The organism is Hymenobacter ruricola (assembly GCF_015694525.1).
GTDB classification, from domain to species: Bacteria; Bacteroidota; Bacteroidia; order Cytophagales; family Hymenobacteraceae; genus Hymenobacter; species Hymenobacter ruricola.
In genome coordinates this window covers 310,784-331,308 of record NZ_JADQDM010000005.1, presented here as the reverse complement: position 1 = coordinate 331,308, position 20,525 = coordinate 310,784, and the positions used below count along the sequence as shown (strand labels likewise).

Below are 20,525 nucleotides of genomic sequence, written 5' to 3'. Positions count from 1 at the left end.
GGCCCGGCCCGATGGCACTGGCGCTGCCCCTGGCACCCCCGGCGAAGCCCGGCCCGAAGGCGGCAACCGCAACCGCCGGCCCGCGGGTGAGGGCGGCGAACCCCGGCCCCGCCGCGAAGGCACCGAGCCCCGCGCCGAGGGCGGCGAGCGCCGTGAAGGAGGCACTGAGCGTCGCGAAGGGCGGGGCGGCCGCAATCGCCGCGGCGGCCGGGGCCCGGCGGGCGAAGGCGGCGCGCCGGCCAGTCCGGCGCCGACGCCGGCCGGCTCGTAATTCCTGCTTGTTTACCGAATGCCAGCTATTTGCATGACTCAACGCTTTGCTTTTCGTGCGGCCATTGTGGCCGCGCTTCTGTGCGCGCTCACGGGCTGCGACCCCAACCGGGTGTTTGAGCAGAACATTGACTTCGCCAACTACTCCTGGGACGTGCAGCAGAAGCCCGCTTTCACGTTTGCCATCCAGGACACGGCGGCGCGCTATGATGTGTATTTCAACGTGCGGCATGCCTCGGCCTACGGCTACTACAACCTGTACGTGAAGCACACACTGGTGGGCCCGGCTGGCCCCGTGGGCAAGCCGCTGCTGCACCAAATGCTGCTGATGGACCCCAAAACCGGCGAGCCCAAAGGCAGTGGCACCGGCGATATCTACGACATTCAACTCCTGGCCCTGCCCAACCAGCATTTTGCCAAAGCCGGCAACTACACCCTCACCCTGGAGCAGTACATGCGCCAGGACCAGCTGCCGGGCCTCATGGCCGTGGGCGTGCGCGTGGCCAAGCACGAGGCGAAGAAGTAAAATGGGCGAAGGCACGCAGGCCTAAAAGCCAGAACGTCATGCCAAGCGCCAGCGAAGCATCTTTACCGCAATAGTAATTAAGAGTTACTGCTACAGTAAAAATGCTTCGCTGGCGCTCGGCATGACGTTCTTTTTTGCCAAGCGACTCGGCTTTTCTCGGCTTACACTATGCGGGTGACTTCCACCGCGTTCGGGCCTTTTTTGCCGGCTTTGATATCGAACTGGACCCGGTCGCCTTCCTGGATTTCGTGGATGAGGCCGGTTTGATGGACGAAGATTTCTTCCTGGTTGTCGTCGGCGACGATGAAGCCGAAGCCTTTGGTGTCGTCGAAAAATTTAACGGTGCCGGTGAGCATGAGCGGGTGAATGGGGGGTAAATGACTTGCCGGGCATAACGTGCGGCGCCGGGTGCGAGTTGGCAGCCCGCGGCGCCGGAAGGCTCGCGGCGCCGCAAAGGTAAAATTGCCGGACCGAACGCTTTGCCGGTCTGAAATTGACTCCGGCCGGGGAAGGCGCCCGGAAAACAACGGGTTGACCGGCGCGTATAGACGAGCAGTTTATTCTTCACCGAATTCTGGCCCCGTCCTCATGGAAAACGAACCGCTCAACCTCAACACCGAAGACAACGACATTGCGGGCAACCGCATCGACGGGCCCATTGGCAACACGGCCGCCCGGCCCACCGCGCCCAATGCCGGCGTGGGCATCCCTGGCGGCCCGCCCACCACGGGCACGCCCGACGTTGACAGCCCCGAAGCGCCCGCGTCGAGCGAGTCGTTGGCCGACGCCGAAACCGGCGCGGGCCAGGGCGCGGTGGAAGCCAATCCTGCCCAGCAGGAAAACAAAGAAGCCGACCCCGCCGACCTCACGCCCGGCGACACCTACGGCGGCAATTTCAGCAACAGCACCCAGGACAGCTACCGCGACCAGGCCCGCCGCGACAACCAGGACAGCGACCCCAACCGCGGCGAATTTGGCGCGCAGGACCTGGCAGGCACCACCCACGGCGGCTTCGGCAACCAAAACCGCGTAGTGGAATACCAGCCCCATCACTCGGCCGAAGACCAGTATTACGGCGGCGCCGGCCGCCCCGGCGTGCAGGACAACGCCTACCGCCAGTACGACGGCCGCGACGAGCGCCCCGATACCGGCAGTGGCTACGGCTTTGAGCGCGGGCCCGTGCTGGTCAGCGCCCCCGGCGGCCCGGCCACGGGCGCCAGCACCGCGCGCGGCGGCGAGTTTGCAGGCCCCAACGGCGACAACCGCAACCAACCCGACCGCGCCGACGTCAACAGCGCCCGGCAGGTCGACAACGGCTCGGCCAAAAGCCCGACCGATACTGGCTTTGCCCCCGATTACGGCCACACTTCCCTGTGGGGCGCCGCTGAAACCAACGCTGGCCAGCCTACCGGCGAACACCGCAACCAGACCGAAGATTACCTGCCCACGCCCGGCGGCTCTGACAAGCAGGGCCGCCCCGATGCCAACGACCCAACCTACGCCGCCGATGCTCCCGCGGCCAGCGACGAGCGCGGCGAGCGTCCCGCCAGCAGCACGGGCTACGGCGACCGGGGCCGCGAACAGCCCCGCCAAACCCCGGATTTTGGCACCGGCGACGACCGCAACGGCTACGTGCAGCCGCAGGCTAATAACGGCGACTCGGGCCAGGGCGTGGGCTCGCGCGGCGGCTCCTACAACGATGCCTACGACGACAGCCAGCCCGGCAGCAAGGCCGGCTCGCCCGCCCAGGGCGAGCAGCGCAGCGAAGACCGCGCCCAGAACTACGGCCAGGAAGCCCGCCAGGAAAACCGCTCCGGCCAGGGTGATGACGAAGCCGCCGACCACGGCGCGCCGCGCCGCAACGCCGGCCGCGACGGCGAAGCCGACGAATAGTTTTTAGGGCAGGAGGCAAATAAAATCAGAACGTCATGCTGAGCGCAGTGAAGCATCTTTACCGCACAAGTAATTCATTTACTCTCTGCGGTAAAGATGCTTCGGCTGCACTCGGCATGACCTTTTCTTGGTTATCCTCAAACGCACTCTACCGGTGCACCTTTACCTTGATATCGTATTGATAGCGAGGCGGGCCGCCCAGCGGAATGGCGAAGAAGGGCAGCGCCGTGTCGTACTGGTCGGTCACATACATCACCATGTCGTTGGGGGCTGGCTTGGTGGAGGTGAGGCGGAAGTCGAGGCTGAGGCCGTGCTCTTTCTCCGCAATGGGCAGCGTGCTGCTGACCCATTCGCCGTCGCCGCTCATGGCACCGGGCTGGCCGTTTTTGGCAATGCTGAACACATTCAGGGTGGCCGCGTTGTCCACGTCGAAATTGCTTTGCTTGATGCTTACCACCTTGTCGTTCACAAAAGGGTAGAGGTGCACGGTGGTTTTGCTGGCGGTGGCGGGCAGCCGGAAGCAGTACTCGTAGGTGAAGGCATTGCCACCTTCCACCGACACGTTTTCGGTGGGGCTGGTGCTGAAAAAATAGCGGTACAGGTTGCCGTCGTTGCCGCTGAGGCCGCGCGCTACCAGCTTGAACACGTGGCCTTTGAATTCGTCGACCTGCTCGCCTTCCAGCGGGTTCAGCGGGCCAAAGGTGTACCACTTGCCGTCGTACTTGGCGTCTTGCCCGAAGGTGACGCTCTTGAGCAGGCGGCCGGTGGGGGTGGGGTTGGTGGGGCGCGGGTCGCGCGCCTGCGGGCCGCTGAAGGTGCCTGGGCCGCCGTAGAGGCTGAACGAGGTGGTGGTGTTGGCGGGGCCCTTGAGGTCGTCGTTTTTGCCGCCGCAGTCGGGGTCCCACACCCGGATGTAGACGGGGGTGCGCTGGTTTTCAGGGACGAGGAAGAAGAAGGTCTGGCTGAAGTCGTCGTCGCCCCACTGCTTGTCCGACTGCGCGCCGAAGGTGACCAAGCTTTCCACCCGCTCGCCGGGGTTGGGCACGGCCTGGGCGCGGGCCGGCACGGCGGGCAGGGCCAGCAGGCTCAGAAGTGCACTAGTTCCTAAAATCCGGTGTTGAAGCATGCAGCCAAGATACCGAGCGGCAACCAATTGCCGGGTTTGTGGGCCACCGCCTGCGGGAAAACTGTTCGGAATCAGTTGCTAAATTGTATGTTTACGGCTTGTTAACTCCCGCGCCCATGCCCGCTGTCGTTCGCGCCACCTCCGACTTTTTTGACCAACTCACCAACGACCTGCTGGTATTGCGGGTAGTGGCGCAACAGCGCTTCCGGCCCCTGAGCGCCGAGGAACTGAACCGCCGCCCCAGCCCCAGCCGCTGGAGCGCCGGCCAGTGCCTGGAGCACCTCAACATCGTGGGCGGGTACTACTTGCCCAGCATCGCGGCGCGCATTGCCAAGGCCCAGGCCCGCGGCTCGAAGCCGGCGGCCACCGTGAAGCAGGGCTACTTCGGGCGCAAGTTTATCGAGGCCATGCGCACGCCGGCCAGCGTCAAAACCTACGAGTCGCCCCAGCGCTACGCGCCCACCGGCACCCGCCTGCCGCGCACCGTGGCCGAGGTGTTTAGCCGCCAGATTGATGAATTGCTGCGCCTGGTGCTGCTGGCCCGGCAGGTGAACGCCAACGCCATCCGCATTCCGAACGCCATTTTTCCGCTGCTCTTGTTCCGCCTCACCGACCAGCTCGAATACATGGTGGTGCACATTCAGCGGCATATTGCCCAAGCCGAGGCCGTGCTGCTGGGCAACGGCGTGACCAGCGGCGCTAACGCGGCCTGAGGCGCCGCGGCATTCGCTTTTCGACCCAAAAAAGCCCGCCCCGGAGAGTCCGGGGCGGGCTTTTTAGCAACAGCGCCGCAGTGGGTTATTTGCCGCCGAAGAAATAGTTGGCCGACAGCTGAACCACGCGGTTGTAGCTTTTGGCGCCGGTGTCGTTGCCGTCGGGGTCATTAGGCGCGAAGTTCACGAGGCCCAGGCCGTAGCCCAGCTGCGCCTGAAACGGCCCGAAGCGGTAGCCCACGCCGGCGTTGAGGCCGGCGTCGAAGCTGCGCACCGTGAGGGTGGCCGTGGGCGTGCCGGAGGTGCCGGGGTTGTTGTTGGCGTTGTCGTTCTGCTTGTCGCCAAACTCTACTTTGAGCTTAATCGGAATTGACCCCGTGACGCCCAGGGCCAAGAGGTCGGGGTCGTTGGTGTCGATTTTGGCACTGGCCGAGCCGCTGCCGCTCACGCCGAGTGCCGCGTACGGACCGGCAAACACCTGAAAGCCGTCGTGCCCGCCAAAGGTGTACACGAAGTTCAGCGGCAGTTCCAGGTAGCCGACTTTGGGCGTGGCGCTGACGTTGATGGCGGTGTGGTAGGAAGGGTTGCTGCCGGGAAAGTCGGTGCTGCCGGTGTACTCGGCGCCTTTGCTGGAATAAATGAGCGAGGGCTGGAACGAAAAATTCTCGTTGATGCCCACGTTCAGGGTGGCGCCCACCTGCACGCCCGTAATGGACTTGATTTGCTCGTTGAAGCCGGAGTCGGGCGCGCCGCTCTCCTTCACCGTGGAAACGTTCAGGCCCAGCCGGGGGCCGAACTCAACCGAAGACTGGGCTTGGGCGGTGCCAGCGGCTCCGGCAAGGCCCGCCGTGAGGAAAAGGGCAGAGAAAAAGTTTTTCATAACTGGGAACTGAAGAAAGGGGATAAGGGGAAAAATGCCGGCCTTTTGGCCTGGCTGTGAAAGACAAAGGTACGGGGCCGGCCCGAATGGCCCGCCAACGCACTGGACCCGGAAATTCGTCTGTGGCGTGTGCAATAAAATTGCGACGGGCATCTTTAAGGGCGCAATCACCCTGGTGCGTTTCCCCTTGCCTATGCGTTTTCTCCTGTTTTTTGGCCTTATGCTAACCGCTTTTTTTGCCGCCGACTCGGCCGAGCCCACGCCCCCCGGCCCCTACGCTGCCCGCTGGAAGAAAATAGATGCCCTGCTGGCCAAAAGCCAAACCGCCTCGGCGGTCCCGCTGGTCGAGTCCATCTACCAGCAGGCCAAAAAGGAAGGCAACAGCCCGGCTTACGTGCGGGCGCTGCTCTACAAAATCCGGCTGCTGGAAGCAAAAGAGGAAGACGCCGAAGAAAAGGGCATTGCCCTGCTGGAGAAGGACGTGCAGACGGCGCAGTTCCCGGCCCGGCCCATCCTGCACTCGCTGCTGGCCGAGCTTTACACCCAGTACCTCAATGAGAACCGCTACCGCCTCTACCAGCGCACCGCCGGCGCCAAACCCACCGCCGACGACCAGCAGACCACCGACGCCGGCACCGGCCTGGCCACCTGGGACATGGGCCGGCTGGGCGCGGCCATCGTGCGGCACTACTATCAGTCGGTAAAAGACGAGCCCCAACGGCAGCTGAAAACCACCCTGGCCGACCTCGGCGACCTGGCCGTAGGCGGCGATGCCGAAGGCCGCGCCCTGCGCCCCACTTTGTACGATTTGCTGGCCCAGCGCGCCATCGAGGGCCTGAAGAATCAGGAGCTATACGTCACCAAGCCCGAGCAGCAGTTCCAGCTTACAGAGCCTAAGCTGTTTGGCCCGGCCGCCGAGTTTGCGGCCCTGCGCCTGCTCGCGCCGGAGGGCGACTCGCTCAACGGCCAGCTGCACGCACTGCACTTGTTGCAGCGCCTCACCGCTTCGCGCCAGCAGCTGGCCCCCGAGAACCTGGCCGCGCTGGCCGATGTGGACTTGCAACGGCTCGACTACCTGCACGGCATCACCCAGGGCACAGATTTGGCCGCGCAGTATGAGCCGGCACTGGCGCGCCTGGCCGAGACGTACAAGACGTTGCCCATCAGCACGGAGTTTATGGCGCGGCGGGCCGAGGCCGTGCACGAAGCGGGCGACAACGTGGCGGCGCTGGCCCTGGCCAAAGAGGCCGAAGCCCGGTTTCCGAAGTCGCGCGGCGCGGCGCGGGCCCGGCAGCTCCGCGAGCAGATTGAGCGGCCGGAGCTGGCATTTTCGGCGGCCGATATCCTCATGCCCAACCAGCCCTGGCGGCTGGACCTGACGGCCCGCAACGTGACCGAACTGCACGCTTGGGCCTACCGCATTTCGCTGAAGGAGTGGGAGAAATCGGGCGAATACGACGAGAAAAGCCGCACCGTGGCCCAGCGCTACGCCCGGGCCCTGCGTGCCAGGCCGGCCGCGACCTGGGCCGTGCCGGTGCCCGCGCACCCGCAGGACTACAAGGAGCAGAAGCTGGCGGCGGCGGGTGCCGCGCTGCCCATTGGGTATTATCTGGTCATCATCAGCAACCAGGCCGCGAAGCCAACCGAGCAACGGCCGGGCGCGGTGACGAGCTACGGCTTTGTGGGCGCCAGCGAGTTGAGCGCGGTGAACCGGCGCGACCCGGACACGGGCGCTATGCGCCTGCTGGTGCTGCAGCGCCAGAGCGGCGCGGCGCTGGCCGGGGTGCAGGCCCAGGGCACGTACCAATATTACGACAGCAAGAAAGGCAGATGGCTGACCCGCACCGGCAACGTGACGCAGACCACGGCTACCGGCGAAGCCCGCCTGCTCACGCCCGAAAACACCGCGGCCGATGCCCTCGACTACAACAGCCGCATCACGGGCGTGCACCTCTGGCGCGACCAGGATACGCTGCTCCTAAACAACGTGGGCGGCTACTACCGCCCCGACCGCCCGCAGCCCGAACAGGCCCGGCGCCGCACCTTTCTCTTCTCCGACCGTGCCATTTACCGGCCCGGCCAGACGCTGTATTTCAAAGGCATCCTGACCGAAACGCTGCGCGCCAAAAGCAGCCTCGTCACCGGCCAGTCGGTGAGCGTGCGGCTGGTGGACGTGAACGGCCAGACCGTGCAGACATTGCCCTTCACCACCTCCGAATTCGGCTCCTTCAACGGTTCCATCGTGCTGCCGGCGGGCTTGCTCAACGGCGAGTTCCAGCTGCAAACCGACCACGGCAGCCTCAGCTTCGCGGTGGAGGACTACAAGCGGCCCACCTTCCTCGTGACCATTGACTCGGTGCCCGGCCGGCCGCAGCTGGGCCAGCCGCTCACCCTCAGCGGCCGGGCCCGGGCCTACGCCGGCCAGGCCACCGACGGCGCCACCGTGAGCTACCGCGTCACACGCCGCGCGCTGTGGCCACTGTTCGACTACGGCTACGGCGGGCGGGGCCGCTTCGTGCCCGGCGGCAACCAGGGCACCCAGGAAATTGCCCACGGCAGCACCACCACCGACGCCGAGGGCCGCTTCAGCCTCACCTTCACGCCGCCGCTGTTGCCCCAAGCGCCGGGCGGGCGGCGCGGCTGGGAGCCGGGCTACCTGTTTGAAATAACCGCCGACGTGACCGACGCGGCCGGCGAAACCCGCACCGGCACCCGCAGCGTGCCCATTGGCCGCAACCCGCTCAGCCTGCGCCTGGTGGGACCCGAGGTGGCCGACAAAGCCCACCTGCCCACTTACACGCTGCTGAGCACCAACGCCACCGGCGAGCCGCTGCCCGCCGCCGGCACCCTGCGCCTGCTGGCCCGCCGCTTCCGCCCCAACCCGCCCGGCGTGCCCGGCCCGGCCCCCGAAACGCCCGAAAACGAGGCCGCGCCGGAGCTGGTCCGCACCCTGGCTTTTGACACCAAAGCCAGCGCCGTGCTCGACCTGCCGGCCGCGCTGGCTGCCCTGCCCACTGGCCGCTACCGCCTCGAAGCGCTGGCCGCCGAAACCGATACGGCGCGGCTCGACTTTACGCTCTACGACTCGCGGGCAGCCACCGTGCCCTTCGCGACGCCCGACTGGTTTGTGGCCCTGGCCGATACCGTGGCGCCCGGCCAGCCGGCCAGCGTGTTGCTGGGCAGCAGCGAAGCCGGTGCCCGCATCCTGCTGGAAGTGGAGCGCGAGGGCAAGCTCCTGCGCTCGGAATGGCTAACGCTGCGCGCCAACGAGCAGCGCCGCCTCAGCATCGAAAGTGGCCCCGCTACGGCTCTGGGCCCGCTCTACGTTCACACCACGCAGGTGCGCGACAACCGCCTCTACCGCCACGACGCCACCGTGCAAGTCGCGGAGAAGCCGCAGCCGCTCCGGCTGGCCATTGCCACGTTCCGCGACAAGCTCCAGCCCGGCCAGAAGGAAACCTGGCGCGTCACCATCCGCCAGGCCAACGGCAAGGCCGCCGACGCCGAGCTGCTGGCCACGCTGTATGACCAGAGCCTGGACATTTTCCGCCCGCACAGCTTCATGGGACTGGAACTGGGCCCCGGGTATTACCCGGCGCAGCTTGGCTGGCAGGGCAGATTTGGGGAGCTTACCTCAAATGAACTATTCGAGGTAAGAGACCTGGAAGGTCCGAAACAATTAGAATATCCGGAGTTAAATAATTGGGATGGGTATGAATATGCTGAAAGAGGAGGCTTTGGTCGCCTATTCGAGCGTCGAATTCAGAACCCCAAATTCTCATCATCCGGGGGGAGAGCTGGCGGGGTCCAATTAAATGAAGTGGTAGTAGCCGATAAGGCAATGGCCGCGCCCGCGCCAAGGGCTTCGGCCGCAATGGCGAACGCTGCACCGGGAACGAGCACCCAGATTACGCTTCGTGGCAGTAGCGTCGGGGCTCCACCGCCTCCGCCACCCGCCGAAAAGCCCGCCGCCCCCGACCTCGCTGCCGTACCCGCCCGCGCCGACTTCCGCGAAACGGCTTTCTGGCAGCCGGCTCTGCACACCGACAAAAACGGCGACGTGGTGCTCGAATTTCAGATGCCCGAGGCCGTGACGCGCTGGCAGCTGCTGGCCCTGGCCCACGACCGCACCCTGCGCAGCGGCCAGCTCGCCCGGCAGCTCGTCACGCAGAAGGAAATCCAGATTACGCCCAACGCGCCGCGCTTTTTCCGGCAGGGCGACACCTTTACCTTCGCCGCCAAGTTCTCGAACCTGACCGACCACGCCACCCGCGGCACCGCCCAGCTGTTCCTGCTGGATGCCGCCACCGGCCAGGACCTCACCGCCCAGCTGCTGAAAGGCCCGGCGCAGCAAGCCGTGTCGGCCGCCGCGCACCAGAGCGCCGCGCTGGGCTGGGAAATCAGCCTGCCCGGTGATTTTGCACCGGCGGCGGTGACCTACCGGGTAGTGGTTTCGAGCTCCGGAGAGCCGGTTCCGGACCTTAAAGGAGCGAAATCGAAGCGCAAAGGGTCGAAATCGGACCTTAGAGAAGCAAAATTGGACCTCGAAGGGTCGAAACCGGGTCTTTTACTGCCAAAACCGGACCTCGGAGGGGGGATTATGGCAGAAAAAGGGTCGAAATCGAAGCAAAAAGGGTCGGAATCGGACAATATGACAGGTGTTTTTTACTCCGATGGGGAGGAAAGCACCCTGCCCGTGCTCCCCAACCGCATTTTGCTCACCGAGAGCCTGCCGCTGCCCATCGTGGGGCCCGGCACGCGCACGTTTGAGCTGAGCAAGCTCACCAGCACCAGCAGCCCCACACGCCGCAACTACCGCCTCACGCTGGAAATGACGGCCAACCCCGCCTGGTACGCCGTGCAGAGCCTGCCCTACCTCATGGAGTACCCCTACGAGTGCTCCGAGCAGGTGTTCAGCCGCCTATACGCCAACCTGCTGGCTGCCCAAATTCTCCGGTCCAACCCGCGCTTCAAAACCGTGCTGGCCGAGTGGACGCGCCAGGCCCAAAACGGCACCGCCGCCCAGAAAAATGCCCTCGAAAGCAAGCTGGCCCAGAACCAGGAGCTCAAGAACCTGCTGCTGCAGGAAACGCCCTGGGTGCGCGACGCCCAGGGCGAAAACGCCCGCCTGGCCCGCCTCACCGAGCTGTTCGATGAAACCCGCCTGAAGGGCGAAACCAGCCGGGCCCTGCTCAAGCTGCAGCGCATGCAGCTGCCGGGCGGCGGCTTCCCGTGGTTCGAGAAGATGCCGGATGACCGCTACATCACCCAGCTCATCGTGGCCGGCTTCGGCAAGCTGAAAAAGCTGGGCGCCTTCGATGCCAGCCAGGACGCCACCGCGCAGGCCATCCTGCAACCGGCCCTGCGCTACCTCGACGCCGAACTGGCCGACGACTACACTCAGCTGCGCAAAATCAAAGGTGTGAAGCTGGCCGACAACCACCTCGGCGACCAGCAAATCCAGGCCCTGTACGCCCGCAGCTTCTGGCCGAAGCAAGCGGAGGCCGCCGCGTCAAAATCGGCCTTCGCGTACTACCGCGAGCAGACCGCCAACTACTGGCCCGCCCAGACGCGCTATCTGCAGGCCCTGGGCGCCCTGGCCCTGTTTCGCCACGACGCGAAGGCCCCGGCCGCCGCCGAAATCATGCGGGCACTGGCCGAAAACGCCCTGCACTCGCCCGAGCTGGGCATGTACTGGAAGGAAGTGCGCGGCGGCTACTACTGGCGCGAAGCCCCCACCGAAACCCAGGCCACGCTCATCGAAGCCTTCGATGAGGTTCAACACGACCAGAAAGCCGTGGACGAAATGAAGCTGTGGCTGCTCAAGCAGAAGCAAACCCACAGCTGGGAAAGCACCCGCGCCACCGCCGATGCCTGCTACGCCCTGCTGCTACGCGGCTCCGACTGGCTGGCCCCTTCGCAGCCACTGCAAGTTGCGGTGGGCGGCCAGGCCATCAGGCCCGAGGCCGCGCAGGCCGGCACCGGCTACTTCAAAACCAGCTGGCCCGCCGCCGAAATTCAGCCCGCCCAGGGCAAAGTCACCCTCACCAAGCCCGACGCGGGCGTGGCCTGGGGCGCGCTTTATTGGCAGTACTTCGAGGACATCGACAAGGTGACGCCCGCCGCCACGCCGCTCAGCCTGGAGCGCGAGCTGTACCGCGAAACCCGCACCAGCGGCGGCCCGGTGCTGGAAAAGCTCACCCCGGCAGCGCCCCTGAGAATTGGGGATGCGCTGGTGGTGCGCCTCGTGCTGCGCACCGACCGCGAGCTGGAATACGTGCACTTGAAAGACCAGCGGGCGGCGGGGCTGGAGCCCATCAGCCAGACGAGCGGGTACCGCTACCAGAACGGGCTGGGGTATTATGAGTCGCCGCGCGACGCGGCCACCAACTTCTTTTTGGGCCGCGTGCCGCGGGGCTCGCACGTGTTCGAGTACCGGCTGCGGGTGAGCCAGGCGGGCGACTTTTCGGGCGGCCTCAGCCAGGTGCAGTGCCTGTACGCGCCGGAGTTTGGGGCGCATTCGGCCGGGGTGCGCGTTCGGATAGCACCGGCGGCGGTTCAGGGGGAGAAATAGGCCCTTGGGCCGCGGAAAGGGTCTTTGCAGCGTGTAAAACCGCTTTGGGCTTGCATTTAAACGGGGTAGCCTGTAGATTTGTCTTCCGTTGGTTACACAGTATTCGTTTATGAAGCACCTATTTGTCTTCCTTTCGCTGCTGCTCGCGTGGAGCGGCGCCCAAGCCCAAAACGGCGTGCAAACCCCCGTTACGAAGCTTCCCGGCGAAGAAAACCTGAGCTTGCGCGAGCGCGCCGAACGGGACTTTCTGATGCCGGTGCGCCGGAAGAAAATAGTGGCCGAGGCCCCCAAGCCCGCCGCCGACGAAAGCACCGCTTCGCCCGAAACCGACGCCACGGCCCACAACGAAGAAGCCACCGGCGAAGAAGCTGCGCTGACTTCCCGCACGGCCCGCAGCTACGAGGTGCGCCACGCCGAAGCCATGGCCGCCCGCCGGGCTGCCGCCCGCCGCGAAGAAGCCCGCGAAGAAGCCCGGGCCGAGGCGCGCGCCGAAGCCCGCCGTGCCGCCCGCCACGCTTCCTCGCGCAGCCACAGCAGCAAGTCGAAGTCGCACAAGTCGTCATCGCACAGCAGCAAGTCGAAAGCTCACAAGTCTTCTTCGGGCAGCAAAAGCAAATCGAGCAAGGCCAAGCACAAGTCGAAATCGGAGTCCAGCAAATCGAAGGCGAAGAGCAAGAGCAGCAAAAGCAAAGCCTCTTCCAAAAAGAGCTCTTCGCATAAGTCTTCCAAGAGCACGCCTTCAAAGTCGAAGAGCAAATCGAAGAAGCACCGCCGCTAATAGCAACTTGATTGAATCAAAAACAGCAACGCCCGATACTGATGTGTCGGGCGTTGCTGTTTTTACGCGTGGTGTAGAGACGCAACATGTTGCGTCTCGTCGTTGAACGGCCGCAACTGCGCATAACCGCGCAGAGCTAACAACATCAGCAACGACGAGACGCAAAGTATTGCGTCTCTACCTCGTTCTAACAAAGAGGCCCGGCTGTCCTTATAGACGACCGGGCCTTTTTGTTCCGGGGAAACCAGCTTACCGCTTGTTGCGGATAATCAAATTATTGAAGGTGGCCACGTTGCCTTCAGCGCCCTGGGCTACGAGGGCCACGCGCACGCCCCGGTCCCAGGGCGGGAGGTAGGTGCCATTGAGGCTGAAGCTTTCGGTGGGCAGGGGCTGCCAGGTGGCGCCGTCGGTGCTGTAGGCGAAGCGGTAGCGCTGGCCGCCCCACACTTCGAGGCGGAGCGAGAGCGTGTCGCAGGGCGCGTCGAGGAAGACCTGGGCGAGGCACTGCTGCAGGCCGCTTTTCACGTGCCAGATTTGGACCTGGCCGTTGCCGGCCATGAGGGCGAGGGCGTTGTAGGGGTCGCCGACGGCTGCGATGCCGGCGTAAGTGTCGGCGGGCAGGGCGGCGAAGTCGAGGGTGGTGGCGGCTTTGTAGGTGGCCACGTGGGTGCGGCGGGCCACCAGGTTGCCGAGGCGCGAGGCGCCAGCGGCGAGGTGCAGCTGGCCGGCGCGCAGCTCGGTGGCGGGCTTGGGCGCGCTGATGGGCCACTGCCATTCGAGGCCGAGCTGGTCGCCTTCGAACTCGTCGGCCACGTTGAGGCGGGACACGTCGGCGAGGGGGGCGGCCTGGGGGCTGCGGTTCACGAACTCGGGCCACTCCTGCTCGTTCCAGGTGAACTCGGAAAGGAGGCCCTGGCGGCCCACGAACTCGTGGCTATCGGCGAGGTAGGCGTGGTGGAGCAGGAACCAGCGGCCGTCCATTTCGGTCACGGTGCCGTGGCCGGGGCATTTCCACACGTCGTTGCGGTCGAGGATGGGGTTTTGCTGGTGCTTTTCCCAAGGACCCAGCAGGGTGCGGGAGCGGGCCACGCCGGTGGCGTAGTTGCAGCCTTTGCCGCAGCAGGAGTTGCCGGCGAAGAAGTGGTAGAACCAGCCGTTGTGCCGCACCAGGGCCGAGCCTTCCACGAGGGGGCCTTCCCACTTGGCGTCGTTGGTGAACAGCTCGGTGGCTTCGCCGACGAGGGCGGTGCGGTCATCGTTCAGGCGCTGGGCCCAGATGGGGGTTTCCTGCTGGCAGGAGTTGCCGTCTTCTTTCCAGACGAGGTAGAGGTCGCCGTTTTCATCGGGCATCGCAAAGCCGTCGATGGAGCCGGCTTCCTGGCCCACGAGGGGGCCGTGGTCGCGGTAGGGGCCTTCGGGGCGGTCGGCGCTGGCCACGGCCACGCACAGCATGCCGCCCTTTTTGCTGCGGGCGGTGTAGTACAGGTAGGTGCGGCCGTTTTCGTGGTGAAATTCGGGCGCCCAGAAATTGGAACTGGCCCAGTCGGGCTGCTTGTCGGGGAAAACGTGGCCGACCAACTCCCAATCCAGGAGATTATGGGAGCGGAAAAGAGGGAAGATGGCGCCCCACTCGGCGGTGGTGGCGCTGGCCCAGTAGGTGTCGCCAATTTTGGTGACGGTGGGGTCGGGGAAGTCGCCGGGCAGCACGACGTGGTCGTAGGCGGTGCGGGCCGGAAACGTTTGGGGGGCGGCGCCGACGGCAACGGGGGCCAGGGGGGCGGTGAATTCTAGTTCGATGGACACGGTGGGAGGGTGCAAAGAGGATAGAAAAGAAAGCCGGCCGCGTAGGGTTCAGCTTTTCATGCTAGCAAGGTAGGGGTTTGAGTCGAAACCTGCGCTCGAAATGGGATTTTTTAGGATGAGCCCCTGGAAAGAATCGGCGAATAAATGATTTCGCCAAGCGAATTATTTGCGGGTAAACACGTAGGGAATTGGCTGCCGGGTGGGCCTGGGTAATCGGGAGGGGCAATGGATGGCTGGCCCCGGCTGAGAAGTACGTATGCAGATTTGAGGCCAGGCTGGTGACAAGAGCAGCCTTGGGGCCAGGAGGAATTAAACTTTACGAAGAATGCGGATGCTGCTTGCTCCAGGGTTGGGCTTTTGCGGCAGGGGGCAAGGAATAAAAAGTGACGGTTTTATCGGACAGGCGGTGCTGTTGGAAGGGGGAGGCGCTTCAAAACTGGTGGTTTGCGGCGCCCGGGGGGGGGAGGAGTGGCCGGGAGGTGTTGGGGAGGTGCCGGGGGGTGTTTTGGCGAAGTCGGCGGCTGTTTGGACCCGTCCGGACGGTGTTTTGGAAAGGCTGGGGGGTATTTTGGGCGGGGCGGGGCGTGTTTGGGGGCAGCCGGGGGGTGTTTTGGGGAGGACCGGGGGTGTTTGGGCGATGTCGGAAGGTGTTTTGGAAAGGTCGGAGAGTGTTTTGGAATAGTTGGGGGGTGTTTCTGGATTCCGGAGGGTGTTTCCGAATGCCGGAAGGTGTTTTCGAATTCCGGAGGGTGTTCTGGAATGCCGAAGGGTGTTTGGGGTGGCCGGCAGGGGGTGGCGGGCAGGCAGTGTTTGTGCTTAATTCCCTGTACATTGGCGGCCGCAAGGGGTGGCTTGCAACGCTGGGTGGAGCGACTCTACCAACTACTTTACCCCCAAGAGATGGAGCAGTACAAAGAAGACCAACTGGTGATGGTGGGCCGCACGGTGGCCTACCTGACCGAAAACGAGGCGTCGATTGCGGAAAGCGAGGTGGCCGACGCGCAGGCCAAGGACGTGGTGGCGCTCTACACCAAGGTGGCGGGGGCGCGGGGCGGCACGGCCAAGCGCACCAAAAAGCTGACCGAGGCGGCCCTGGCGGCGCGCGCCACGGTGCTGGACCTGCTGCCGGGCCTGCTGGGGCCGCTGGGCCGGGTGGCGGCACGGCTGGACGACACGGACCTGCAGGCGTCGGTGACGCTGAGCAACAAGCAGCTGCGGAAGCTGCGGCCGCTGGCGTTTCAGGGGGAGGTGGGGGCGGTGCTGGGCAGCGCGGCCCGCGCCGACGTAGTGCCGGAACTGGCCAAGCAGGGCCTGCAGGCCAAGCACCTGAAGCCGCTGGCGGCTGCGCTGGATGCTTTCCGGACGGCGCTGCCGGCCGCGCGCAAGAGCATCGACGAGCGGGTGCTGTCGGGGGCGGCGCTGGAGGACCTGCTCGCGGACCTGATGGAGGAGGTGCGCACCCTGGACGAGGACATGAAGGCGTTTAAGCTGATTGACCGGCCGCTTTATGACGGGTACGTGCAGATGCGGATGATACTCGACTCCGGGGGCGGGAAGGCGAAGGAGGAGAAGCCGAAGGTGGCTTAGTTGCTGGGTAGGGCTGGAAATGAGGCCGCCCGCTTCCGGTTGGGGAGCGGGCGGTTTTTTTGTTTTAAAATGGAGTTTGGAATGCTACTTATTGTCGGTTGTTGCGCCGACAATAAGTAGCGTGTTTTGAGGGTGCGGAAACAAACACTAAAAGCATTTGGGCAGGAGGTACGCCACTGGCGTATCGGGCAGCATCTTTCGCAGGAGGAATTGGCTAGCCGCTGCGGTTTTCACCGGACGTACATTGGCCAGATTGAGCGCGGGGAACGTAACCCGTCGTTGCTTAATGTTCTGACCTTGTGCCAGACGCTGGGGGTTTCGTTGCCGGAATTTTTCACCCGTTACGAAGCAGCTCTTGATACGGCCCTTTAATACATCTGGCGGCGGTGCCAATACGAACCGCAACGGGTTGGAATTTGAACGCAGCACGGAACTGCGCGATGCTTTTTTGGAGCATCCGCGCTACGCGCTGCACGGCGACACGGTGGTGGACCGGGCCACCACGCTGCCGGTGGGGGTACTGTTCGAGAAAAACAAGCTGTATAAAAACCTGCTGGCAGCCCGGGGCGTCGATTATACCCAGTTGGTGAGCAAGCGGCTGCTCCCCGATGGGGCCGTATTGGTCGGCGGCACGCTGTACATCATCGAGAAGAAATTTCAGGCCGGCTCGGGCTCGGTGGACGAGAAGCTGCAGACCTGCCACTTCAAGAAGCGGCAATACGAAAAGCTGGTGGCGCCGTTGGGCCTACGTGTGCAATTTTATTACTTGCTGAACGACTGGTTCCGGGACCCGTCTTACCGGGACGTGTTGGAATACATTGAGGAAGTGGGTTGCCGCTATTTCTTCAAAGAGATTCCTTTGGAAAAATTGGGCTTGTAAGCCGTTGCTACTGGTGCATCAAGCGAACTGGGCTTCCGGCGTGGGTGCGTAGTTGCTAATCAATAGTTCACTGATTTTGCCTCGGCCTTTGGCTTTCGAGTTGATGTGCCGTTTGGCCTGGACGCGTCGAATAGTGAAGGCGGCGTATAAGTCATCGAAATACGAGTCGGCAGCATCCGTGTTTTGTGGGTCGGAGTTGCTCAAAAGCCATTGGTGGCCCCTCGCATCTAACCCGTGGCAGAAAGCGGCTAGCCGCTCCTGGGAGGCGGCATCGAAGGTTTCGGTGGCGTAGGCGTTGAAGGCTGCGGTTTTGCTTAAGGGCTTGTAGGGCGGGTCGAGGTAAAAAAAGCTATTGGCGGGCGTATGGTTTAGCACCTGCGCAAAATCGCCTTGCAGGATGGTGACGCGGCTCAAGAGCTTGCTATTGGCCAGAATGGTTTGCGGATGGCAGATGACGGGCTGGTCGTAGCGGCCAAACGGGACGTTAAACCCTCCTTTGCTATTGACGCGGTAGAGGCCATTGAAACACGTCCGGTTCAGGAACATGAGCACGGCGGTGTTGCGCACAGCTTCCAAGGGGCGGGTGTTGAATTCGGTGCGTACATCCTCGAAGTAAGCGCGGCGAGCGGCTTCGGAAGGCAAGAGGCGGTAAGCTTCCTGAATGGCCGAGAGTGCTTTGATTAATGCTTGCGGGCGCTGCTGAATCACCTGATAAGCCGTGGTCAGGTCGGGGTTGACATCGTTGATGATGGCCTGCCTGATATTTGGGTAAGCCTGGAGCATCCAGAACAGGACTGCCCCGCCACCAATAAATGGCTCTACATAAGTGAGGTTGCGCGCATGGCGCAGGCTGTCCGGCAACGCTGATTGAATGGCTGGAATCAACTGCCGTTTCCCCCCTGCCCACTTCAGAAATGGCTTAGCCCCCTGCATTTCTTCAAACAAGTCCATAGCTCAAAGATATAAAGGAAGTAGGCTATTGACAGACAATAAGTATCTTTTTTTGCTGAATGATACGATAAGAAACCAGGATTTTCCGTCAACTGCATCCTTATCACAAATATTGGCAAGCTGCCTTTTTCCACTGTTGCTGCCCCAGAAACGGCGGCGGGCGGGGCGGGCCGTTGGGGGCGGTGGGTGGCGGCGTCAGGCGGCCGTGTCCAGGAGGCGGCGGTGGTAGTTGATTTGGCCGAGGTGGTAGGCCAAGTGGGTGGCGAGGTGCACCAGAAAGTGCCCCGTGGAGGTTTTCGCTTCGAACACCAGCAGGGGGTACTCGGCGTCGAGCTGGGCGTCGGAGAGGCGGGCCAGGGCGGCATCGACCACGGCACGGGTGTCGGCAATTTTGTGGAGCAGCTCGGCGCGGGGGACGTCGCGCAGGGAGAATTCCAGGTCGCGGTGCCGCACGTAGCCGGTGCGGCCCAGCTCGGCGCCGATGTAGGTGTTGAGGTTGCCCACCAGGTGCAGGCACAGGTTGCCGGCCGGGTTGCTGATGCCCGGGGCGGTGCGCCACAGGGCTTCTTCGGTTGGATAGGCTTCGATTTCCTGGTGCAGCTTGTTCAGGTCGCGGGCGAAGAGGGTGCGGAGGGTGGCGATGAGCATGATGAGCGGAAGGGTTTGAGGGTTACGCAAAAGCCACCAGCCGGCCTTCGAGGACGATGCGGGCCTGGCTGGTGAGCAAGACCTTGTCGGCGTGCAGCTCGACCTGCATGGCGCCGGTGCGGGCCGATGATTGGAAGGCCTGCATCACGGATTTGTGGAGGCGGGTGGCCCAGTACTTGGCGAGGAAGGTTTGGACGCCGCCCGTGACGGGGTCTTCGTTGGTGCCGGCCCAGGGCCAGAAGTAGCGGTAGTGGTAGTCGTAGTCGTAGGCGGGGGTGCGGCCGGGGGCCGTCACGAGCACGCCGTTGATGCCGGTGTGGGACTGGAGCAGGGCGGCGAAATCGGGCCGGAGGGCGGCCAGCTGCTGGTCGTCGGCGATTTCGAGGAGGACAATCTTGTTCTTTGGGCTGTAGGCGGTATTCGTTACCGCGGGCAGGCCCAGGGCGGCCAGCAGGGCCGGCGGCGCGGCGACGGGCACGGTGTCGTACACCGGGAAAGTCATGGTGATGTCGTCGGCGCGGCGGCTGATGGGCAGGTCGACCTGCTCGTGGGTGAGGAAGTGGATTTCCGTGTGCAGGGTTTGGCTGAACAGCACTTTGGCCGCGGCCAGGGTGGCGTGGCCGCACAGCGGAATCTCCTGCTTGGGCGAGAAATACCGGATGGCGTAGACGCCGGCGGCGCTGGTTTCGCGCACAAAAGCTGTTTCGGAAAGCCCGAACTCCTGGGCTATTTTCAGCATGGCCTCGGCGCCGATTTCCTGCTGAGGGAAGCACACCCCGGCCGGGTTGCCCTTGAATGGTTCTGTGGTGAAGGAGTCGACGATATAGGTTTCCATCGGCGGTTTCGGTGGGAAGCAACAGCGGCGGTGCTGCGGCGGCGGCAAAGGTAGCTGCCGCCTTATGCCGTCAGAAAAGCCTTCAAATTGCCCGGCCGCCCGCGCCACGGCGGCTACCCGCCGGCCCGCAAGCTACTCAACTCCGGCGGCGGGGGCGGCCAGGAGAAACCGGCCGTGGCGTACGTTTCGGCAGGGTTGGAAAGGAAGCCGCCCGCTTCCGGTGGGGGAGCGGGCGGGTTTTGGTTGAATTTCCCGTGGGCATGGTATCCACAGTTTATAGCAAAATAAAATCATGAAGGTTTATCTTCAATTTTTGCATTCGAGGCATTTCCATTGATTTGCATATCCGCATTAGTGGAGGGGGCAGGATGAATAAAGGTGACCACTCCAGCACAAAGCATACTGGTCAGGGCCAAGCCAAATGATAAACCTGAAAGGATAAAACAAATAAAAGACGTTCTGTATAGGTCCACATTGTCTGGGCACGGTACGTAGATGGCTTGGTTAAAGCATGCCGCAAGAAATGCCAGCCCTGTTCCTGTTAAAACGATGCTTAGCAGAAGCAATATCCAGCAAACAATTAACAAGGATTTACCCCACCAAGATGTTGTGCTATAATTAACGATTTTCTCAGAAAAAGTAATAGACGCAACAAAAGAGGCAACCAATATCGTAAGGAAAGACTTGCCCAAATCCTTTAGCTCAGTATATTCTGTCGCAACAAAATTTTGGTTAAACCTACTTACAAATTGCCCTTCGTAATTTCCGTTTATGTAGCAGTATGGGTGGAAATAATCCACAATTAAATAGGCTATAAACCCAGAGCCTAAGAATATCACCAATATTGTAAGTATTAGAAGTAAAGTGCGTTTCATGGTTTGAGGATGACGCACCAGCCTTGCTTAAAAGGGATGCTGCCTATAGGTTAAAAGAATGATGGCGGCAATTTACTTTGAAAAATTGGTATAATTAAATGTTTTAACGAGTGTTAAGAGGCTTGCTGTTTTACAGGAGTTTCGTGCCTAACGCCAGCCGCCCTTCGCCCTTTCCCGCTGCCCCAG

At 63.3% G+C, this 20,525-nt stretch carries 16 protein-coding genes; 8 read left to right on the top strand and 8 right to left on the bottom strand.

Going from position 1 to position 20,525, the window contains the following annotated elements:
- Nucleotides 1-304: 304 nt before the first annotated feature.
- Nucleotides 305-796 carry a gliding motility lipoprotein GldH gene (locus I2H31_RS12905; protein ID WP_196293445.1) on the top strand — a complete coding sequence of 164 codons (492 nt, stop codon included), beginning with the start codon at nucleotides 305-307 and terminating at the stop codon, nucleotides 794-796.
- A 161-nt stretch (nucleotides 797-957) separates the two neighbouring features.
- On the opposite strand, the gene I2H31_RS12900 is transcribed toward I2H31_RS12905, so the two are convergent.
- Entirely contained in the window at nucleotides 958-1,152 is a 195-nt protein-coding gene (locus I2H31_RS12900) for a cold-shock protein (RefSeq protein ID WP_196293444.1), read from the bottom strand.
- A 232-nt stretch (nucleotides 1,153-1,384) separates the two neighbouring features.
- Here I2H31_RS12900 and I2H31_RS12895 point away from each other — a divergent pair, with 232 nt between their 5' ends.
- Nucleotides 1,385-2,689 (top strand): hypothetical protein, encoded by a 1,305-nt coding sequence (locus I2H31_RS12895; protein WP_196293443.1) that lies wholly within the window; start codon nucleotides 1,385-1,387, stop codon nucleotides 2,687-2,689.
- Nucleotides 2,690-2,837: 148 nt separating this feature from the next.
- Here the strand turns inward: I2H31_RS12895 and I2H31_RS12890 are convergent, their stop codons facing one another.
- Nucleotides 2,838-3,815 (bottom strand): hypothetical protein, encoded by a 978-nt coding sequence (locus I2H31_RS12890; protein ID WP_196293442.1) that lies wholly within the window; start codon nucleotides 3,813-3,815, stop codon nucleotides 2,838-2,840.
- A 116-nt stretch (nucleotides 3,816-3,931) separates the two neighbouring features.
- Between I2H31_RS12890 and I2H31_RS12885 the strand changes: the two genes are divergently transcribed.
- Nucleotides 3,932-4,528, top strand: a complete 597-nt coding sequence (locus I2H31_RS12885; protein WP_196293441.1) for a DinB family protein — start codon at nucleotides 3,932-3,934, stop codon at nucleotides 4,526-4,528.
- Nucleotides 4,529-4,613: 85 nt separating this feature from the next.
- Here the strand turns inward: I2H31_RS12885 and I2H31_RS12880 are convergent, their stop codons facing one another.
- Nucleotides 4,614-5,408: an outer membrane beta-barrel protein gene (locus I2H31_RS12880; protein WP_196293440.1), complete on the bottom strand. Its 795-nt coding sequence runs from the start codon at nucleotides 5,406-5,408 to the stop codon at nucleotides 4,614-4,616.
- 220 nt (nucleotides 5,409-5,628) lie between these two features.
- On the opposite strand from I2H31_RS12880, the gene I2H31_RS12875 reads away from it, so the two are divergent.
- Nucleotides 5,629-11,982, top strand: a complete 6,354-nt coding sequence (locus tag I2H31_RS12875; protein ID WP_196293439.1) for an alpha-2-macroglobulin family protein — start codon at nucleotides 5,629-5,631, stop codon at nucleotides 11,980-11,982.
- A 109-nt stretch (nucleotides 11,983-12,091) separates the two neighbouring features.
- Nucleotides 12,092-12,760: a hypothetical protein gene (locus I2H31_RS12870; protein ID WP_196293438.1), complete on the top strand. Its 669-nt coding sequence runs from the start codon at nucleotides 12,092-12,094 to the stop codon at nucleotides 12,758-12,760.
- 249 nt (nucleotides 12,761-13,009) lie between these two features.
- Here I2H31_RS12870 and I2H31_RS12865 read toward each other — a convergent pair whose 3' ends face one another.
- Nucleotides 13,010-14,578 (bottom strand): family 43 glycosylhydrolase, encoded by a 1,569-nt coding sequence (locus tag I2H31_RS12865; protein ID WP_196293437.1) that lies wholly within the window; start codon nucleotides 14,576-14,578, stop codon nucleotides 13,010-13,012.
- A gap of 885 nt (nucleotides 14,579-15,463) precedes the next feature.
- On the opposite strand from I2H31_RS12865, the gene I2H31_RS12860 reads away from it, so the two are divergent.
- The 3 genes from I2H31_RS12860 to I2H31_RS12850 all read left to right on the top strand — a co-directional run bounded on the left by I2H31_RS12860 (nucleotide 15,464) and on the right by I2H31_RS12850 (nucleotide 17,030).
- On the top strand, nucleotides 15,464-16,150 hold the full coding sequence (locus tag I2H31_RS12860) for a hypothetical protein (protein ID WP_196293436.1): 687 nt from the start codon (nucleotides 15,464-15,466) through the stop codon (nucleotides 16,148-16,150).
- Between the two features lie 132 nt (nucleotides 16,151-16,282).
- The gene (locus I2H31_RS12855) at nucleotides 16,283-16,522 is read left to right on the top strand and encodes a helix-turn-helix domain-containing protein (RefSeq protein ID WP_196293435.1); all 240 of its coding nucleotides are present in this window, start codon (nucleotides 16,283-16,285) and stop codon (nucleotides 16,520-16,522) included.
- A gap of 37 nt (nucleotides 16,523-16,559) precedes the next feature.
- Nucleotides 16,560-17,030, top strand: a complete 471-nt coding sequence (locus I2H31_RS12850) for a hypothetical protein (protein ID WP_230687748.1) — start codon at nucleotides 16,560-16,562, stop codon at nucleotides 17,028-17,030.
- 18 nt (nucleotides 17,031-17,048) lie between these two features.
- Here I2H31_RS12850 and I2H31_RS12845 read toward each other — a convergent pair whose 3' ends face one another.
- The 4 genes from I2H31_RS12845 to I2H31_RS12830 all read right to left on the bottom strand — a co-directional run bounded on the left by I2H31_RS12845 (nucleotide 17,049) and on the right by I2H31_RS12830 (nucleotide 20,339).
- Nucleotides 17,049-17,981: a DNA adenine methylase gene (locus tag I2H31_RS12845; protein ID WP_230687747.1), complete on the bottom strand. Its 933-nt coding sequence runs from the start codon at nucleotides 17,979-17,981 to the stop codon at nucleotides 17,049-17,051.
- A gap of 195 nt (nucleotides 17,982-18,176) precedes the next feature.
- Entirely contained in the window at nucleotides 18,177-18,629 is a 453-nt protein-coding gene (locus I2H31_RS12840) for a DinB family protein (RefSeq protein ID WP_196293433.1), read from the bottom strand.
- Between the two features lie 22 nt (nucleotides 18,630-18,651).
- Nucleotides 18,652-19,464 carry a PhzF family phenazine biosynthesis protein gene (locus tag I2H31_RS12835; RefSeq protein WP_196293432.1) on the bottom strand — a complete coding sequence of 271 codons (813 nt, stop codon included), beginning with the start codon at nucleotides 19,462-19,464 and terminating at the stop codon, nucleotides 18,652-18,654.
- A 290-nt stretch (nucleotides 19,465-19,754) separates the two neighbouring features.
- Nucleotides 19,755-20,339 (bottom strand): hypothetical protein, encoded by a 585-nt coding sequence (locus tag I2H31_RS12830; RefSeq protein ID WP_196293431.1) that lies wholly within the window; start codon nucleotides 20,337-20,339, stop codon nucleotides 19,755-19,757.
- Nucleotides 20,340-20,525: the final 186 nt, after the last annotated feature.

Bases quoted from the DNA above. Each gene is read 5' to 3' on its own strand.
- I2H31_RS12900 (WP_196293444.1), bottom strand. From the start codon at position 1,152: ATGCTCACCGGCACCGTTAAATTTTTCGACGACACCAAAGGCTTCGGC.
- I2H31_RS12845 (WP_230687747.1), bottom strand. From the start codon at position 17,981: ATGGACTTGTTTGAAGAAATGCAGGGGGCTAAGCCATTTCTGAAGTGG.
- I2H31_RS12860 (WP_196293436.1), top strand. From the start codon at position 15,464: ATGGAGCAGTACAAAGAAGACCAACTGGTGATGGTGGGCCGCACGGTG.
- I2H31_RS12885 (WP_196293441.1), top strand. From the start codon at position 3,932: ATGCCCGCTGTCGTTCGCGCCACCTCCGACTTTTTTGACCAACTCACC.
- I2H31_RS12835 (WP_196293432.1), bottom strand. From the start codon at position 19,464: ATGGAAACCTATATCGTCGACTCCTTCACCACAGAACCATTCAAGGGC.
- I2H31_RS12875 (WP_196293439.1), top strand. From the start codon at position 5,629: ATGCTAACCGCTTTTTTTGCCGCCGACTCGGCCGAGCCCACGCCCCCC.
- I2H31_RS12905 (WP_196293445.1), top strand. From the start codon at position 305: ATGACTCAACGCTTTGCTTTTCGTGCGGCCATTGTGGCCGCGCTTCTG.
- I2H31_RS12890 (WP_196293442.1), bottom strand. From the start codon at position 3,815: ATGCTTCAACACCGGATTTTAGGAACTAGTGCACTTCTGAGCCTGCTG.
- I2H31_RS12840 (WP_196293433.1), bottom strand. From the start codon at position 18,629: ATGCTCATCGCCACCCTCCGCACCCTCTTCGCCCGCGACCTGAACAAG.
- I2H31_RS12870 (WP_196293438.1), top strand. From the start codon at position 12,092: ATGAAGCACCTATTTGTCTTCCTTTCGCTGCTGCTCGCGTGGAGCGGC.
- I2H31_RS12880 (WP_196293440.1), bottom strand. From the start codon at position 5,408: ATGAAAAACTTTTTCTCTGCCCTTTTCCTCACGGCGGGCCTTGCCGGA.
- I2H31_RS12830 (WP_196293431.1), bottom strand. From the start codon at position 20,339: ATGAAACGCACTTTACTTCTAATACTTACAATATTGGTGATATTCTTA.
- I2H31_RS12895 (WP_196293443.1), top strand. From the start codon at position 1,385: ATGGAAAACGAACCGCTCAACCTCAACACCGAAGACAACGACATTGCG.